General features: G+C 54.3%; 10 protein-coding genes. 3 read left to right on the top strand and 7 right to left on the bottom strand.

What is annotated here, in order from left to right; genetic code table 11:
* Window positions 1–36: 36 nt before the first annotated feature.
* A complete protein-coding gene (trxA, locus tag GRI39_RS05340) occupies window positions 37–357 on the top strand; it encodes a thioredoxin (protein ID WP_160738694.1) in 321 nt (106 codons plus the stop codon).
* 69 nt (window positions 358–426) lie between these two features.
* Here trxA and GRI39_RS05335 read toward each other — a convergent pair whose 3' ends face one another.
* On the bottom strand, window positions 427–1,239 hold the full coding sequence (locus GRI39_RS05335) for an inositol monophosphatase family protein (RefSeq protein ID WP_160738693.1): 813 nt from the start codon (window positions 1,237–1,239) through the stop codon (window positions 427–429).
* Window positions 1,236–2,462, bottom strand: coding sequence for a bifunctional glutamate N-acetyltransferase/amino-acid acetyltransferase ArgJ (gene argJ, locus GRI39_RS05330; protein ID WP_160738692.1), 1,227 nt, complete (start codon window positions 2,460–2,462; stop codon window positions 1,236–1,238). The genes GRI39_RS05335 and argJ overlap by 4 nt, the downstream gene beginning before the upstream one ends.
* 2 nt (window positions 2,463–2,464) lie before the next feature.
* Here argJ and GRI39_RS05325 point away from each other — a divergent pair, with 2 nt between their 5' ends.
* Both GRI39_RS05325 and secA read left to right on the top strand, forming a co-directional pair.
* Entirely contained in the window at window positions 2,465–2,821 is a 357-nt protein-coding gene (locus GRI39_RS05325; RefSeq protein ID WP_160738691.1) for a hypothetical protein, read from the top strand.
* 93 nt (window positions 2,822–2,914) lie between these two features.
* Complete coding sequence (gene secA, locus GRI39_RS05320; protein WP_160738690.1) at window positions 2,915–5,665, top strand: preprotein translocase subunit SecA; 2,751 nt, start codon at window positions 2,915–2,917, stop codon at window positions 5,663–5,665.
* A 57-nt stretch (window positions 5,666–5,722) separates the two neighbouring features.
* Here the strand turns inward: secA and GRI39_RS05315 are convergent, their stop codons facing one another.
* The 5 genes from GRI39_RS05315 to GRI39_RS05295 all read right to left on the bottom strand — a co-directional run bounded on the left by GRI39_RS05315 (window position 5,723) and on the right by GRI39_RS05295 (window position 14,505).
* Window positions 5,723–7,552: a diguanylate cyclase gene (locus GRI39_RS05315; RefSeq protein WP_160738689.1), complete on the bottom strand. Its 1,830-nt coding sequence runs from the start codon at window positions 7,550–7,552 to the stop codon at window positions 5,723–5,725.
* Between the two features lie 79 nt (window positions 7,553–7,631).
* Window positions 7,632–9,008 (bottom strand): efflux transporter outer membrane subunit, encoded by a 1,377-nt coding sequence (locus GRI39_RS05310; protein ID WP_246204923.1) that lies wholly within the window; start codon window positions 9,006–9,008, stop codon window positions 7,632–7,634.
* Window positions 9,005–12,112, bottom strand: coding sequence for an efflux RND transporter permease subunit (locus tag GRI39_RS05305; RefSeq protein WP_246204922.1), 3,108 nt, complete (start codon window positions 12,110–12,112; stop codon window positions 9,005–9,007). The genes GRI39_RS05310 and GRI39_RS05305 overlap by 4 nt, the downstream gene beginning before the upstream one ends.
* Complete coding sequence (locus tag GRI39_RS05300; RefSeq protein ID WP_160738688.1) at window positions 12,102–13,196, bottom strand: efflux RND transporter periplasmic adaptor subunit; 1,095 nt, start codon at window positions 13,194–13,196, stop codon at window positions 12,102–12,104. The genes GRI39_RS05305 and GRI39_RS05300 overlap by 11 nt, the downstream gene beginning before the upstream one ends.
* A gap of 334 nt (window positions 13,197–13,530) precedes the next feature.
* Window positions 13,531–14,505 carry a cation diffusion facilitator family transporter gene (locus GRI39_RS05295; RefSeq protein WP_160738687.1) on the bottom strand — a complete coding sequence of 325 codons (975 nt, stop codon included), beginning with the start codon at window positions 14,503–14,505 and terminating at the stop codon, window positions 13,531–13,533.
* Between the last annotated feature and the right edge of the window lie 67 nt (window positions 14,506–14,572).

The following is a 14,572-nucleotide window of genomic DNA, read 5'->3' as shown; positions in this document are numbered from 1 at the left end:
GACTAAATAGCTGTTTGAAACAGGAGTTAAGAGAATATGGCCACCAAGAATGTAACTGATGCGAGCTTCCAGGCTGACGTGCTCGATTCCGACAAGCCAGTGCTGGTCGATTTCTGGGCTGATTGGTGCGGCCCTTGTAAGATGATCGCGCCTGCGCTTGAAGAAATCAGCGAAGAGCTTTCCGATCAGATTACCATCGCCAAAATGGATATTATGGAAAATCCGGATGTGCCCGGGCAAATGGGCGTCCAGTCCATTCCGTTCATGGTTTTGTTCAAGGATGGTAAGCCAGTTTCACAGAAACTGGGTGCTGCTCCCAAGAGCCAGTTGAAGCAGTGGATCGAAGGCGAACTTTAAGTTCCGTTTTCCATCCTTTAGAACACTTTAGGCACCCTTCAGGCTCTGTTGGGTGCCTTTGTGTATCTGTTACACAGACGGGTTGTAACCGGCCGCTTCGAGCCGTTGCGCCAGCTCTTCAAACAGGGCTGGCGTGGCCGCTCCGATCATACCTTTTTCTTTGGAATCAACGCGGTAGGGTGATCCGTCGAGCCTTGCAGACATGCCGCCTGCTTCATTCAGAAACAGGGCACCGGCGGCATGATCCCATGACAAGGTGCGCTGATAGAGAGCAAGGTCGTGATTGCCAAAGGCAACCAGCGGATATTGCTCAGCCGCACAGCGCGGGGCCACAGCTTCGGTGTAATAAGGAGCGATTTTCTCGTTGAAAAGCTCACGATGGTGGTCGGCCATATAGGCCGTCATCGCGGCTAAAACAGGCGGTTTTTCCCCGGTTGCGGAGGCTTTGACCGCTTCGCCATCGACAAAAGCGCCACCGCCTTTGCGGGCATGGCACAAGCGATCACGCACCGGGTCATAGATCCAGCTCCCTTGCGCCAAACCACCATCCGCCAGCGCAATCATCAGCGCAAAAGGTCCTTCGCCGCTGGCAAAATTCTTGGTGCCGTCAATGGGGTCAATGATCCAGCACAGGCCAGACAGCCGATCCAGAACGGAACTATCTGAAAAGGCTGCTTCTTCTCCGACAATTGCGGCTTCCGGCATCAAGGCTGCCAGCCCGTCACTCAGCATCGCTTCGGATTCCCGATCCGCGATCGTGACTGGATCATCTTCAGCCTTTTCAAACACTTCGTCCGCAGCAAGGTTGCGATAGCGCGGCATAACCACGCTCCGCGCTGTCTTGCGCATCAATTCGAGAATTTGGTGATCCAGAGCATTCATGAACGGTAATCCGCATTGATGGAAATGTAGCCATGCGTCAGGTCGCAGGTCCAAACAATTGCCCGACCATTTCCAAGGCCAATATCAACCTCAAGCGTCACATCTTCCCCACGCAAATGCTCGGCCACCGGCACTTCATTATAATCAGCGAGAGGCTGGCCGTTTTTAGCCGCCCAATGCCCGCCAAAACCGATGGAAAGCTTGTCCCGATCTGCGGGTTCTCCTGCTTTTCCGACCGCCATCACTACACGGCCCCAATTGGCATCGCCGCCTGCAATCGCCGTTTTGACCAGCGGAGAATTGGCAATCGCAAGTGCAATGCGATGGGCACTGTCATCGGAAACCGCGCCATTTACGCGCACTTCGATAAATTTCTGCGCACCTTCGCCGTCCCGCACCACCAGATGCGCGAGCTGGCGGCAGACATCCTTCAAGGCAGCGGCGAAAGCATCGGCACCGGGGTCGTCAAAGGATTGGATCAGCGGATTTCCGGCTTTTCCTGTCGCAAAGGCAAGCACCGTATCAGAAGTGGAGGTGTCACTATCCACGGTGATCGCGTTGAAACTGCCCTTGGTAGCTTCACTCAGCAGTTCTTGCAGGAAGGCAGGGACTATCGCGGCGTCGGTAAAAATATAGCCCAGCATGGTGGCCATATCCGGCGCGATCATGCCGCTGCCCTTGATGATACCGCACAGTTCCACCCGTGTTTCGCCCAGCATGGCGGCGGCATGGGCGCCCTTGGTGAAAGTGTCAGTCGTGCCGATCGTGCTGGCGGCCTCTTCCCAACCGCATGGCTCTGTCTGCAAAACGGCCGCGACACCATCGCGTGCCTTATCCTTGGGCAGCGGAACGCCGATCACACCAGTTGAGGAAACGAACACTTCTTCTTTCGCGCAACCCAGATGGTCGGAAACCTGCGTCATGATCTGCTCCACAGCTTCACGACCACGATAGCCAGTGAAAGCATTGGAATTGCCAGCGTTCACGATCAAAGCCCGCGCTGTGCCGCGTTTCACATTTTCCCGGCCCAGTTCCACTTCGGAAGAGCAGCAGATATTGCGCGTGAATACACCGGCTACCGCGGTGCCCTCTGCCAGTTCGGCATAGGTCAGATCGCATCGATCCCAATTCTTATATTGCGCCCGCGCAATACGCAGTGTGACGCCATCAACAGGCGGCATATCAGGAAAGGGGCGAGCGAGGGGGGAGCGTTCGATGTCCATAAATGCTCCTTAAGCAGACAGATGAGTCTCGTAAACGCGCTTTCTTGGTGGACGTGGCGGCGCAGAGTTCCTATCTCGCACACACAATGCTGCGTCAGCTACTCACGCTTCTTGCTATCTTTACCGGTCTTGCTGTCACCGGAGAACACGCGCATGCGCGCGTGACAGGCGTCGAGAATGTCCGGCTGGCTTCTATTAGCGAAGCTTGTGAAATCTGCACAGTGCGGCAGGCTTCACTCGCCGCACAAATGGCACGGGGCCCCGAAAAACTACGCGATAGCGTGGATAATTGCCATCACAGGGCCGGTGTTATCTATTGGCCGACGATCATGCTCAAGGTTGATCGCGCCCACGAATAAGATCGCGCGCTATTCCCAACTCTGACACGCTCTCCCGCACCTGAAGCAGGCGCGGTTGCACATCTAAATCTTCAAAGAATCAGGAAACGCCCAATGTTCGGTGCGCTCGCTAAAACCTTTTTTGGCTCCGCTAATGAGCGGTATGTTAAGTCACTCAGTAAAATTGTTGACCAGATCAATGCTCTGGAGCCTCAGCTTGAAGCCTTCAGCGATGAGGAACTGACGGCCCAGACGGAGAAATTCCGTGGCATGTTGCAGGCTGGAAGCTCGCTCGATGATATTATGCCTGAAGCTTTTGCGACGGTTCGTGAAGCCTCACGCCGCATCCTCGGGATGCGCCATTTCGATGTGCAGATGGTGGGTGGTATCGTGCTCCACCGTGGTGAAATTGCCGAAATGCGCACTGGTGAGGGTAAGACCCTCGTGGCGACGCTGGCGGTCTACCTCAATGCCATTGAGGGCAAGGGCGTCCATGTTGTCACGGTGAATGATTACCTCGCTGCGCGCGACGCTGAAACCATGGGCCGCCTCTACGGCTTCCTTGGTTTGAGCGTCGGCGTGATCGTGCCAAACCTATCCGAGCATGAGCGCCGTGAAGCCTATGCGGCGGACATTACATACGGCACGAACAATGAATTCGGCTTCGATTATCTGCGCGATAATATGAAGCATGAACGCGGCCAGATGGTCCATCGTCCATTTAACTACGCGATTGTCGATGAAGTCGATTCGATCCTGATTGACGAAGCGCGTACCCCGCTCATCATCTCTGGCCCGACCGAAGACAAATCCGAACTCTATGTCGCGATCGACAAGATCGTCAAAGAGATCGATCCAGAATGGTATGAAGCGGACGAAAAAAGCAAGAACGTCTCGCTGACCGAAGACGGTGTCGAAGAAGTTGAAAAGCTCCTCTATGCCGCAGGTCTGCTTGAGGGTGACAATCTTTACGACGTTGAAAATACGCAGGTTGTTCATCACCTTGATCAGGCGATGAAGGCCATCATCATGTTCAAGCGTGATACGGATTACATCGTCAAGGATGACAAGGTCGTCATCATTGATGAATTTACGGGCCGCATGATGGATGGCCGCCGCTGGTCCAATGGTCTGCATCAGGCTGTGGAAGCCAAAGAAGGCGTGAAGATCGAGCCTGAGAACCAGACACTCGCTTCCATCACATTCCAGAATTACTTCCGTATGTATCCCAAGCTTTCCGGCATGACCGGTACGGCTGCAACAGAAGCGGCCGAGTTCTGGGATATTTACAAAATGAATGTCGTCACGATCCCTACCAATTTACCTATTCAGCGGGTCGATGAGCAGGACGAATTCTACAAGAATACGAATGATAAGTTTCAAGCGATTGCCAAGGCCATCAGTGAGAAGCACGAAATTGGTCAGCCGGTGCTGGTTGGCACAGTATCTATCGAAAAGTCAGAACTGCTTTCAGAGTTCCTCCGCAAGGAAGGCGTGAAGCACGCTGTTCTGAATGCCCGTTTCCATGAAATGGAAGCGCATATTGTGGCCCAGGCTGGCCGCTATGGCGCAGTAACCATTGCAACCAATATGGCGGGCCGAGGCACCGACATTCAGCTTGGCGGCAATGTTGAATTCCGTATCGAGGATGAACTTCGCGATGTCGAAGAAGGTCCCGAACGTGATGCTGCCATCGCCAAGATCAAGGAAGAGGTCGAGGCAGACCGCCAGCGTGTGCTGGCAGCGGGCGGTTTGTTCGTTCTGGGTACTGAACGGCATGAAAGCCGCCGGATCGATAATCAGCTGCGTGGCCGTGCTGGTCGTCAGGGCGATCCGGGCCTGTCGCGTTTCTATCTGTGCCTCGAAGATGATTTGCTGCGCATCTTTGGCCCGGATACGATGTTCTCCAAGATGATGAACTCCAACCTTGCCGATGGTGAGGCGATCGGCTCCAAATGGCTCTCTAAAGCGATTGAAACGGCGCAGAAGAAGGTTGAAGCGCGCAATTACGATATGCGTAAGCAAGTCGTTGAATATGATGACGTTATGAATGATCAGCGCAAGGTGATCTATCAGCAACGTGAAGAGATCATGGACAGCGAGCGGGTTGATGATGTCGTCGTGGAAATGCGCGAAGATGCCATCAATGCGATTGTTGCGGATGCGTGCCCCCCAGGTTCCTACCCTGAACAATGGGATGTTGAGGGACTGAAGGCCCGTGTCAGTGATATTCTGGGCCTCGAACCGCCGATTGATGATTGGATGAACGAAGACGCACTTGATCCGGAATTGATCGAAGAACGTCTGGTCGAAATATCCAAGCAGGTGATGGACGAAAAAATTGCTCAGACGGACACGTCCATCTGGCATCAGGTTGAAAAGAACGTCCTGCTTGGCCGCCTCGATCACCATTGGAAGGAACATCTCGCCACTCTCGATGCCTTGCGTCAGGTGGTATTCCTCCGCGCTTATGCCCAGAAAACGCCGATCAACGAATATAAGCAGGAGGCCTTCGGCCTGTTTGAAGGCATGTTGAACACGATCCGTGAAGATGTCACCCGGATCTTGATGACGCATCAATTACGTATGGCTCCGCCGCCACCGCCACTTGATCTGCCGGAACTGCCAGATTTCCTGACAGGTCACATTGATCCGCTGTTCGGGACAGATGATGCAGATAGTTCATCACGCTCGACTGGCGCGGAAGCCATTCTTGGGTCGTTGGCTGGAAGCCCTCGTGCTGCAGTTGGCTCGGGTGGGAGCGACAGCGCCAACCCCTATGCCGGTCAGGACATCAGCCGCAACGCGCCATGCCCATGCGGTTCTGGCAATAAATACAAGCACTGCCACGGTGCTGCCAAGTAAATGAAAAAGGGGGCTTTGGGCCCCCTTTTTTGTCCTGCATGATATGCCGTATTGTACTCAGGCGGACTTTTTATTGTTGCGCTGATTTTTCTGCATTGCGACTTCAACACGGTTCCGCCCCAGCTCTTTCGCTTTCCGCAGCGCATCGTCTGCTTTACGAGCAACTGTATTATAGCCGCATTGTTCAGGAGCGGTGGCAAGGCCGACAGAGATCGAGATCGAACCCAACTCCTGCCCTGAGTGTATCAAAGTCATATCCGCGACTTTTTGGCGAATTTGTTCGGCGCGTGTGAGTGCTGTTTCTGTGCCAAAACCCGGAAGCAGGAGGAGAAACTCCTCTCCGCCGTAACGGAATGCCATTTCAGGATCTCGCGTCGCATGTTGCAGCAGTTTGCCAACTGATTTCAGAACATAATCACCCGCCTCATGGCCGAACTTGTCATTGAAATGTTTGAAGTGATCGATGTCGATCATCAGGCAACTAATCGTTTCTTCAAACTTGGCCGCGCGCGCTAGTTCGACATCCATCACCGTATTGAGACGGCGACGGTTGGAGAGAGAGGTAAGCGGATCAATCATCGCCATCTCCCGCAACTTCTCGCGCAGTTGCAGGTTTCCGACCGCAAGCCCGATATTTTCAGCGATCATTTGTAAATAGACATCACTGCGAGGCCTTATATCGCTTGTGACTTCGCCTTCATGGGTTTCCAAATAGAGGAGTCCGATCGTTTCGCGTTGAGAGAGAAGTGGCAGACATAATGTGTCAGGCACGCTGGGAGGATCTTCCCGAATGGCCAGGTGTGGGCAAGGTACGTCGATGTTGCCGCTGGACGGGTGATGCAAAATACCCCGGCGCAATGCCCAGCAAGCGGTCGGTGGAAACTCTGGCTCTGATAATTGGGGGGAGGACCAATTGCACACTTCGTTCACGGCATTGCGGCTTGGGTCGATAATATAGAGCCGTCCGGCGCGTGTGGGTGCGATTTCAGGAAGGAAACGCTCAATCACCTTGGTGAGATCGTTTAGCGAGTCACAACCCTGCATCCGCTGGGTCATGCGTGAAATGAGGTCACGGTTCTGTCGATCCTGATTGCGCTCTGCCTCCAGACGTTGCCGCTCCAGCCCGTTCTCGCGGAAGATACGAATGGCTTGCGCCATATCTCCGATCTCATCAATTTGGGCGATAACCGGCGGCTCTACGGCAAAATCCTGTGCGGCCAACCGATTGACGACATCACTTAATTTTACCACCGGCCGCAGTACGCGCAGTTTGAAGACAAAGTACAAGACACACAAAAACATCAATGCGGTGATTGCCAACGCTATCTCTGAAATACGTTTCCAGATGTCGGCAATATCCGTGGCTTCCTGTATTTCACCAGCGATACGCTGATCCAGCCGGTCCTGAAAACGGCCGATCATATTCGCGATATTATCAAGCTCTCGCTCATACTCTGGCCCAAATAGCAATCGGCGTGCCTGCGTTTCGTCTCCGCTTTCGAATGCAGCAATGGCAGCGCTTTGTTCATCATGCAGTGTATCGGCTGCGCTGATCGCGTCTTTCAGCAAAGCTATCTCTGTGGGTGTGGCGCCAGCCTGCGCTACAGATCTGGACCGCTGCTCGACTGAGGAAAGGTCATCAAAATTGCCCTGATAAGCAATCTTATAATTCAATTTGCCAGTATTGATGTACTGCCGAGCATGTTCTGTCAGTTTGAGAACATCGTTATTTATATGTGCCGTAGCTGTGTCCAGAGTATGGCGTTCGGCGACAGCATGCCGTTCTTTTTCCTGAGCTTGTGATGCGAACAGCATCGTGACGCCGGAAATCAGTGTAAGCGCCAAGGTTGAGCCATAGGCCCAGTTTGTAATGGTTGCGAGCTTCATGCTTACTCACTTACGATCAAGTTGCGTTAATTCGGTTAACAAATTCGAAAAGTAAGTCGTATTTTCGGGAGTAGTGAAACTAGACTTTCGTTTCTGCGCCGGCAGCAGCGTAGAGCGCAACAATAGATGAAGCGAGAGAGGCTTCGCTATCGATCAGGGACTCCCGGCTTGAAATAAGCTGGCGCTGGGCGTCCAGGACATCAAACAGGGATGCCAGGCCTTCACGATAAAGCGCGTTTGATTGCATGAAGGCCGCATCGCTTTCGTCAATTGCTTGCCGCAATTCAGTGTTGCGCGCGGTGTAGGCACTAATTCCGACAAGAGCGTTTTCTACTTCGGAGAGCGCTGTAAGAAACGTCTGCCTATATTCCGAAAAGCGAGCATCTGCTTCCGCTTCGGCGGCAGATATTTCCGCCCTGCGTCGCCCACCGTCAAACAGAGGGAGGTTGAGTGATGCGCCGATTGAGGTGACAACATTCGCAAATATCTTGTCGATGCGTCCATCGCCAGCAACGATTTCGCCCGGAATAGTCAGCGACGGCAGTAAATCAGCCCTTTCGATGCCGATATTGGCAGCCGCTTCCATCAGGCCTGCTTCCGCTACCAGCAGATCGGCCCGGCGGCGAAGCAGGTCCGCAGGGCTTCCGCGTGGCGGGCCGCTCTGAAATTCCGGTACGCTAGCTGTATCGTGAGACGCTGCGGGTATGGCACCGGGTGCATCCCCTACAAGCACGGCGAGCGCATGGCTGGCGCGGGCGCGAGCCAGTTCCAGCAAGCCACGTTGGGCGCGGGTGCGGGCAAGGTCAGCCGCTGCGCGGCGCACGTCGAGGTTGGCAGACAGGCCCGCTTCATAACGCAAGGTGACGATCCGCAGGGTCTGCTGCTGCAGTTGTGTGGATTCATCAAGCAGGGTGAGCCGGGCATCTGTGCGTCGCAATTCGATATATTGGTTCGCCACGGCTGATGCGATCAACCGCCGCTGATCGGCCACGAAATACTCAGCCGCAGCCAGATTGGCTGTGGCTGCTAGGACCTCTGCCCCTAATCGCCCGGAAATGTCAGGTGTGAATTGGCCAAACAGGCTCACTGCCGCACTATCATTTGTATCGCCGCTATCGTTCACATCAACGGTAATGTTTCCGCTTCCATTGATGGAGGGTAAGAGATCGGAACGCTCTGCTTTCAGAAACGCCTCGGCCGCTCGCAATCTGGCTTCAGCAGCAGAAATATTCAGGTTTTCACTCAAAGCTCTGGCGATAAGACTATTGAGCTGCGGATCATTAAACCCCTGCCACCACAATTCCTGAGGCCCTGCTTCGGGGCGATATTCCGCCGTAAAATCGGATGGTGCCTGAATATCCTGCGCGCCCAATGCTGGCGGCATGGCTGTGGTACAGGCACCCAGCAACAGAGTTGCGCATCCTCCAAACAGGCATGAAGCAAGGCGCGCCATCATGTTGCACCTTCCATGGTCTTTTCGATGTCCACTGCGGCAATTTCATCTTGCACGCGCTTGAGGTCGATGCTGCGCGGTTTGCCGTAACGCGCTACCCCCAGATAGATCACGGGGGTCAGGAACAGGGTGAAGACACCGGCAATGCCAAGGCCGCCAAAGATCACCCAGCCAATGGCCTGGCGCGCTTCTGCGCCCGCTCCGCTCGCGATAATCAACGGGAAAGCACCCACAACCGTGGAAATGAGTGTCATTGCGATAGGCCGCAAGCGGATAGAAGCGGCCTGTTCCACAGCTTCGCGCAAGGGCCGGCCCTGATGGCGCAACTGGTCTGCAAATTCGACAATCAGGATACCGTTTTTGGCCATCAGGCCAATCAGCATGACCAGCCCGATCTGGGAATAGATGTTGAGTGATACGCCGGATAGGAAGAGCGAGAATATGGCAGCGGCCAGCGCAAAAGGCACCGTCAGCAGCACAACCAAGGCGCTGGTGAGACTTTCAAATTGGGCGATCAGGACAAGGAAAACGATGATAAAGGCAAAACCATAAGTGAGTAGCAATTCGTTGGATGTTTCTTCCAAAGTCGCTGCTTCACCTTGCAAGATCAGGTCAACATCATCGGCGACCACCTTATCAGCAAGACGCTGAATTTCATCCACTGCATTCTGCATTGGCACACCCGGTTCGACATTAGCAGAGACTTCGATCGCACGGCGCTGTTCCGTTCGGTCAAGTTCGGCAGCGATGCCTCTTTCGCTAATGGTGGTGATGCTGGACAGCGGGATCAGACTGTCGTCGCGCGCCCTGACATAGAGATTGCTCAGGTCAGAAGGGTTGGTGATCATTCGCGTCTTGGAAGTCAGAAAAATCGGCACGGCCTGATCATCCACATTGAGATCAAGCAATTCACTTCCGCCCACCATGGTTTTGAGGGTGAGAGACAGATCATCGAGATTTACCCCAAGATCGGATGCACGGCGGCGGTCAATTTTCACCGAAAGCTGGGGTTGGTTGGGTTGGTAGGAGATGTCGGGATTGGAAAGGATATCGGAATCCCGGTCAATTGCCTCGGCCAAAGCCTGCGCTGAAACATAGATATGCTGATATTGCGCACCGGCCAGCGCCACCTCAATACCAGCGTCACCGCCGCCAAAGCTCAGTGTCCCTCGGCCTCTGGCATTGATGCGTGATCCTGGAATTTCCTTCAGTGGCTTGCCCATAGCCTCGACGATTTCAGTCTGGCTGCGGTTGCGTTGCCCCCAATCGGACAGTTCGGTCCTCACCTGCACGCGGTTGGGGTCATAGCGCCCAACGATAGAGAAAACCGACTTTACCTCGCCACTGCTGACAAAGGGAGCAAGCACGTCTTCAATTTCATGCAATTCCTTGTCCATGAAATCGATGCCAACACCGTCCGGGCCGCTGGCCATGATGACGATGGAGCCACGGTCTTCATCGGGCACCAGTTCATTATCGAGCAGCCCGTAGAGAAGTGCCGCCAGGCAGGCTGCGACAAGTGAAATGCCGATGGTTATTCGGGGATGATCAAGGCAGCGCTTAAGGCCTCTTTCATATGATTTGCCGATTTTTCCGCCCCATTGGGTGAGGCGGCTATTCTCATTATCATCGGTCCGCAGATTGAGCCGCGCGGCGAGCGCTGGGACAAGCGACAGGGCTACGAAGGAAGAGAGGATCACCGCCACGGCCAGCACAAAGCCAAATTCGCGGAAAAGGCGTCCGGCCTCCGAAGGGAGGAAAGATATGGGCACGAAGACCGAGGCCAGAACTGCCGTTGTTGCGATCACAGCAAAGAACACTTGCCTTGTGCCGATCACCGCTGCCGCCCTTCGGCCAAGGCCCATATTTTGCAACCTCTGAGCATTTTCGAGAACAACGATGGCATCGTCCACGATCAGGCCCGTTGCCAGAACAAGCGCCAGAAGCGTCAGCAAATTGATCGAAAAACCCATCAGCCAGATCGCTGCAATCACCCCGATCAAAGCGACCGGAATAGTCGTGCTGGGAATAATCGTGGGCGGTACTGCACGGAAAAACAGCAACATGGTTGCGATCACCACACCGATCGTGAAGGCCAGTGTGACCAGAACTTCCTTCACGGAAACTTTGATGAAATCCGCATCATCGGAGACGACATTGATCTCTATGTCATCGAAGCGGGCGTTGACCCGGTCAACCGCTGCATGAATGGCGTCAGAAATCTCGATCGTATTGGAACTGGCCTGACGAACCACACCCATGCCGATTACGGTTTCCCCATCCACGCGGACGAAATTGGTGGCATCTGCTGGGGCAAAATTGGCATCCGCCACATCACCAATCCGGGTCGTGCCAGAAATGATGATGTTTTTAATGAGGTCTGGTGTGGTGGCACTGGCTTCTGCCCGCACTACCAATTCCTGCGCGTCAGAGCGGAAGCTGCCAATGGGAACATCATAAGGGGCGGTGTCCAGCGCAGTCGCAACGTCAGAAATCGTGAGGCCAAAGCGGTTCAATCGCGCCGGATCGACCGTGATACGCATCTGCCGTGGGCGCGAGCCGAATTGCACAATGCTGGCCACGCCGTCTGCGGTCAGTAATTCGGGAATAATATCATTTTCGACAATGTTGGAAAGCGCAGCCTGATCGTAGCGGTTGCTGGAGACCGCCAGTGTCATGATGGGGCTGGCATCTTCATCCGCCTTGACCACGGTTACCTGTTCAACCCTCTCAGGCAGGCGGCGCGTGACCCGGCTCACTGCCTCTCGCACATCGGACGCGGCTGTATCGAGATCAGTGCCCGGGGAAAATTCCACGCGAATGCGAGTGTTGTTTTCTTCGCTGGATGAATTGATCTGACGAATGCCGGAGACCCGTGCCACGGCATCCTCAAGAATGCTGGTGACTTCCGTATCCATTGTTTCTGGTGCAGCGCCGGGGAAAGTGGCGGTGACCGACACGATCGGCCGGTCCACATCCGGCAGTTCGCGCACTTCGATACCAATCAGTGCGGCGATACCCGCAATCACGATCAGCAGGTTGAGAACCCATATCAGCAGCGGCCGCTTAACCGCCAGCATCGGAAGGTCAGAACGCTCAGCCGTCATTATTGCCTACCGCATCGCCCTTCTTCTGGCGCGTCAGAGTGGCGTCGCGGGCAGGTGGTGGGCTGGGCTTCAGGATGCGAACATCCTGCCCTTCGCGCATCTTCTGCACTCCTTCGATCACAATCATTTCTGTGGAGGATAATTTGGCATCGACAAAAGCCATACCATCGCGGCGTGATGTGATGGTCACCGGAACACGATGGGCTTTCCCATCGCGGACTGTCCAGATGTAAGAGCCTTCACCGCCCCAGACAATAGCTTGTTCTGGAACGGCTGGGCGAGGGTTGCCTTGTGTCGAAAAGGTGACGCGGAAGCTCATACCCGGCCGCAGGCTGTCGTCTGCATTATTGATCCGCGTGCGGACAATAAAGCTACGCTGGTCTGCCGATACAGAGGAATCTGTGGCAATGACCTTGGCATCTATTGTCCGGCCTGTATCTGTGAATGGCGTTACTGTTACGCTCTGACCGGGCCGCAATTGGGCGAAAATTCCTTCAGGAGCGGAAAAGTCTACATAAAGCGCGCTGCGTTGATCCAATTGAGCAATCGCAGTCGTGCTCGTTACCCGGTCTCCCGTGTCGACATCGGTGATGCCGATATGGCCGGAAAAGGGGGCGCGCACGGTGCGGTCAGCGAGATTTGTCTGGGCCTGCTGCAATTCCACCTTGGCTGAGGCGAGGGCAGTCTCGCCTGCTTCAATCTGACTGGCAGACAACGCACCAGTATCTTCAATCCGGCGATAACGGGTGAGCAACTGGCTGGCTTCCTGCACCCGAACCTTAGCAAGGTCGACTGCAAGCTTTTCCCGGCGGGAATCCACTTCGACCAGCCGCTGTCCTTTGCGAACATAATCTCCGGCAGAGAAGAGAACCCGCCGAACTTGTCCGGCAGTTTCAGGGAAGATTTGTGCCGAGGTCATCGCACGAGCCGTGCCGACGGCTTCCACCTCGTTCTTTTCCGGCAGAAAGCTAATTGTCTGCGCGACGATAGGCACTGCCTCATCGCCCTTCTTGTCGTCATTATCTGCGCAAGAGGTGATGAACAGGAGAATAGGCATGAGGAAGGCACGAGGTGTCAAAGCCATAAATTGTAGCTACTACCTCTCATAATCCGGTCCCTTCCGTCGCAAAATTGTGTCCATGCGCGTCCAATTCCGGGGCAAAATATGCTCCGGTCAGTGAATCGGTAAATTTTTAAGTGCCTACAGTCCTTTGATATGACGGAGGATATACCAAAAGCCTCACCTGCCAATGGTAATCAGGAGAGAATTTTTAAGTTCTCCCGATTTTACATAGAAAAAAGGCCTGCACTCGCTTGAAGTGCAGGCCTCCGTTAAAATGATAGGTATACTTTTTTCTATACTGATGTGGCTGCGAAGTCGGAAGCTGCCATCGCTTGGAAGATGCAGGCGTCACATTTTAAGCTTCATGCTTGACCACGTCCGTAGGCCGTGGCTGGAGAAGAGCATTCTCGCGCTTTTCCGGGCGGATATAGATGGATGTGAGTTGCGGTACGCGTTTCTTCATTTCGGTTTCGAAATTCTCGATCAATGTTTCACCTTCGCCCATCGGCACATCATCGGCAAAGTCAGCGCTGATCGCGACGAACACTTCATCAGGAGATGTATGGATCGTTCGTATATGGTTGACCGAGGTGATTTGCGGCGCGCTGTCCAGCAAGCTCCACACGGCTTCAACGATCTCAGGATCGGCACTTTCTCCGATCAGCAGCCCTTTCGCTTCACGCGACAGAAGAATGGCCACGCAAGCCAACACGATGCCAATGATAACCGACGCCACGCCGTCCAATTGTGGATTGTTGAAATAGTGACTGGCCCAGACGCCGGCGCCTGCAACCATCAGACCGACAAGTGCGGCGCTGTCTTCAAACAAAACGATGAAATTGGCTGGGTCCTTCGAACGGCGAACTGATCTCCACCAATGTTCTTTTCCGCGAGTGGAATTGAATTCGCGGACCGCCAGAACCCATGATGTACCCTCCAGCAGAATAGCGATGCCCAGCACGATATAGTTGATCGTCGGATCGTGTAGTGGCTCGGGTGTGACGATATGGAGCACGCCTTCATAGATCGACACACCAGCACCCAGCGCAAAGATCAAAATCGCAACCACAAAAGCCCAGAAATACAATTCCCGGCCATATCCAAAGGGGTGCATGGCATCGGCAGGGCGCTTGGCTTTGGCCTGTCCATACAGCAGCAGCACTTGATTACCGCTATCGACGAGCGAGTGCACGCCTTCTGTCAGCATGGCAGAGGAACCGGTGATCGCCGAAGCGACAAATTTGGCAATGGCAATGCCCAAATTGGCCAGAAGCGCGCCATAGAGGACAATATTCTTTCGGAAATGGCTGGCTGTGTCTGAAGGGGTCACGAAAGGCTGCTCGCTGTTTGAGAAAGTAAAATTATGCGTGCTCCAGTGAGAATCGCAAATTATTATC

Source organism: Altericroceibacterium indicum (genome assembly GCF_009828105.1).
GTDB lineage: Bacteria > Pseudomonadota > Alphaproteobacteria > Sphingomonadales > Sphingomonadaceae > Altericroceibacterium > Altericroceibacterium indicum.
The sequence above is the reverse complement of the archived record's forward strand: the minus strand, read 5'-3'. Positions and strand labels throughout refer to the sequence as shown.

What these genes read in the sequence shown, in the direction of transcription:
- GRI39_RS05335 (WP_160738693.1), bottom strand. Translation starts at nt 1,239, where the DNA reads ATGAATGCTCTGGATCACCAAATTCTCGAATTGATGCGCAAGACAGCG.
- trxA (WP_160738694.1), top strand. Translation starts at nt 37, where the DNA reads ATGGCCACCAAGAATGTAACTGATGCGAGCTTCCAGGCTGACGTGCTC.
- argJ (WP_160738692.1), bottom strand. Translation starts at nt 2,462, where the DNA reads ATGGACATCGAACGCTCCCCCCTCGCTCGCCCCTTTCCTGATATGCCG.
- secA (WP_160738690.1), top strand. Translation starts at nt 2,915, where the DNA reads ATGTTCGGTGCGCTCGCTAAAACCTTTTTTGGCTCCGCTAATGAGCGG.
- GRI39_RS05310 (WP_246204923.1), bottom strand. Translation starts at nt 9,008, where the DNA reads ATGATGGCGCGCCTTGCTTCATGCCTGTTTGGAGGATGCGCAACTCTG.
- GRI39_RS05315 (WP_160738689.1), bottom strand. Translation starts at nt 7,552, where the DNA reads ATGAAGCTCGCAACCATTACAAACTGGGCCTATGGCTCAACCTTGGCG.
- GRI39_RS05300 (WP_160738688.1), bottom strand. Translation starts at nt 13,196, where the DNA reads ATGGCTTTGACACCTCGTGCCTTCCTCATGCCTATTCTCCTGTTCATC.
- GRI39_RS05305 (WP_246204922.1), bottom strand. Translation starts at nt 12,112, where the DNA reads ATGACGGCTGAGCGTTCTGACCTTCCGATGCTGGCGGTTAAGCGGCCG.
- GRI39_RS05325 (WP_160738691.1), top strand. Translation starts at nt 2,465, where the DNA reads ATGCTCCTTAAGCAGACAGATGAGTCTCGTAAACGCGCTTTCTTGGTG.